The sequence below is a fragment of the Actinoplanes sp. NPDC048791 genome (assembly GCF_040650095.1).
GTDB lineage: Bacteria > Actinomycetota > Actinomycetes > Mycobacteriales > Micromonosporaceae > Actinoplanes.
The window spans coordinates 1-2160 of the sequence record NZ_JBEZGQ010001254.1 but is presented as its reverse complement, the minus strand read 5'-3'; the positions used below and the strand labels follow the sequence as shown (position 1 = coordinate 2160).

Below are 2160 nucleotides of genomic sequence, written 5' to 3'. Positions count from 1 at the left end.
GCTGGACGGGCATGCGCGGCATCCTCACCCTGGCCGCGGCGGCCGCGGTCCCGGAATCCGTCCCGGGCCGCGACGCCATCCAGGCCATCGCACTGTTCGTCACCCTGGGCACCCTGCTGCTGCAGGGGACCACGATCCGCCTGCTGGTCCGGTGGCTGCGGCTGGACGTACGCGGCGAGGAGGAGCAGGCCCGGATGATGCTGGCCCGGGGCGTGGAGATCGCCACGGCGGCCGGCGACGGCTACGACCAGCAGCGGCTGGCGGTCAGCGAGGCCATGATGCGGCGGGAGCTGGACGAGGAGACCGCTCGCCGGCTGATCGGCGACATCGACCTGCGGCAGGCCGCCGCGAGCACGCTCGGTCAGGGCCTGGCGTAGACCGAGATGTGGCTCCCGCTGGTGGCGCGGAACGGCGTACGGTCCCAGTCGGCCCAGCGTTCCCGCAGGTGCAGGCCCGCGAGCTGGGCCATCAGGTCGAGCTCGGCCGGCCAGCAGTAGCGGTGGGCGGTGGGCAGGAGCCGGACGCCCTTGCCGTCCACCGTCACGTGCTGCATCTGGATCCGCTGGGCGATCCGGTCGTGCACGGTGAGGGTGAAGCCGACCGAGTCCTCCCGTACGTCGTCGGTGCTGAACTGCCGGTCGTAGGCCGTGGGGTCGGGCACGTAGCACTCGAGCACGAACGCCCCGCCGGGCTCTAGCACCCGCGCCACGTTGCGGAACGTGTCCACCTGACGCTGCTGGCTGGTGAGGTTGAACAGGCTGTTCCAGACGACGTACACCAGCGGGAACGGCCCGGTGCTGGACACGTCGGCCATGTCCGCGGTGAGCACGGGCAGGTCCTGGCCGCCCGGCACGGTGCGGAGCTTGTCCACGACGGCCTGCGACGCCTCAATGCCCTCGACGGCGAAGCCCCGGCTAGCCAGCGGGATCGCCACCCGGCCGCCGCCGATGGCCAGCTCGAGGATCCGCGCCCCGGGCGGGACCATCCCGGCCAGGAAGTCCACGGCCGCCGCGGGGTCCGGCCCCTGGCTCAGATCGTCGTAGCGACCCGCCCAGCGGTCGCCGAAGAACGCGGGATCATCGAAGTCGGTCATCCCCTGCACGCAACCAGAGCCGCGCCCGGGCCGCCACCGCTTTTCCCCGCGGCGCGCCGGTGGAAAACCACATGACCGGCCCCGGCGGCCGAGGTTAGGGTCACCGGATGCCTACGACGCATGCTCTCCTCGGCCGGGCTCTGATGCCCGTGGCGCGGGGACCGCTGCACTCGTCCCGCCTGCGCTTCCGGCGTCGCGCCCTGCGCCGCCGCACCGCCTAGAGCCGCCTGCTGCGCCAGGGCCCTCCGCGTCCTCTTCCACCGGACGGGCCACGATGACGCCTGTCCGCGTTCGCCGCCGAGAAGGCGGCAGACAGGACCACGGCCATGGCACTACCCCATTCGAAACCGGCCGGCCGCGAGCACGCCCGCGCGCGCCGGGCGTTCGGCCAGAACTTCCTCTCCGATCCGCGCGCAGTGCGCCAGGTGGTCGCCGCGGCCGGCATCCGGCCCGGTGACCTGGTGTACGAGGTGGGCGCCGGCCGCGGCGTCCTCACCGGCGAGCTGGCCCGGCACACCCGCGACCTGGTCAGCTACGAAGTGGACCCGCAGGTGGCGGCCGGGCTGCCGGTGCTGCCCGGCGTCACCGTACGGGTGGCGGACTTCCTGCGGGCCACACCGCCGGACCGGCCGTTCGCGGTGGTGGGCAACATCCCGTACGCGCTGACGTCGGCGGTCGTGGACTGGTGCCTGCACGCCGGCACCCTGACCGCGGCCACCCTGCTCACCCAGCTGGAGTACGCCCGCAAACGCACCGGCGACTACGGGCGGTGGACCCGGCTCACGATCAGCACCTGGCCGCAGGTGAGCTGGACGCTCGCGGGCCGGGTCCCCCGATCGGCGTTCCGCCCGGTGCCACGGGTCGACGGCGGCATCCTGCGCCTGGAGCGGCGGCCGGTGCCGCTGGTCGAACCGGCGGCCCTCCCCGCCTACCGGCGGTTCGTCGAGGTGGGCTTCACCGGCGTCGGCGGGTCGCTGCACGGTTCTCTGTCCCGGCGGTACGGCGACCGGCGCGTCTCCGCGGCGGTGCGGGCGGCCCGGCTGGCCACCGGCGTTCCCGTGGGTCTG

At 74.0% G+C, this 2160-nt stretch carries 2 protein-coding genes and 1 pseudogene; 2 read left to right on the top strand and 1 reads right to left on the bottom strand.

The window, feature by feature from the left end; genetic code table 11:
- A pseudogene (locus AB0C29_RS45060) lies at positions 1-377 on the top strand (sodium:proton antiporter); the annotation flags it as partial.
- On the opposite strand, the gene AB0C29_RS45055 reads toward AB0C29_RS45060, so the two are convergent.
- Entirely contained in the window at positions 362-1093 is a 732-nt protein-coding gene (locus tag AB0C29_RS45055; protein WP_360834044.1) for a class I SAM-dependent methyltransferase, read from the bottom strand. The pseudogene AB0C29_RS45060 and the gene AB0C29_RS45055 overlap by 16 nt on opposite strands.
- A gap of 326 nt (positions 1094-1419) precedes the next feature.
- Here AB0C29_RS45055 and erm point away from each other — a divergent pair.
- Positions 1420-2160 (top strand): 23S ribosomal RNA methyltransferase Erm (gene erm / locus AB0C29_RS45050; RefSeq protein WP_360834042.1); only part of this gene is annotated, 741 nt, incomplete at its 3' end.

What these genes read in the sequence shown, in the direction of transcription:
- AB0C29_RS45055 (WP_360834044.1), bottom strand. Translation starts at nt 1,093, where the DNA reads ATGACCGACTTCGATGATCCCGCGTTCTTCGGCGACCGCTGGGCGGGT.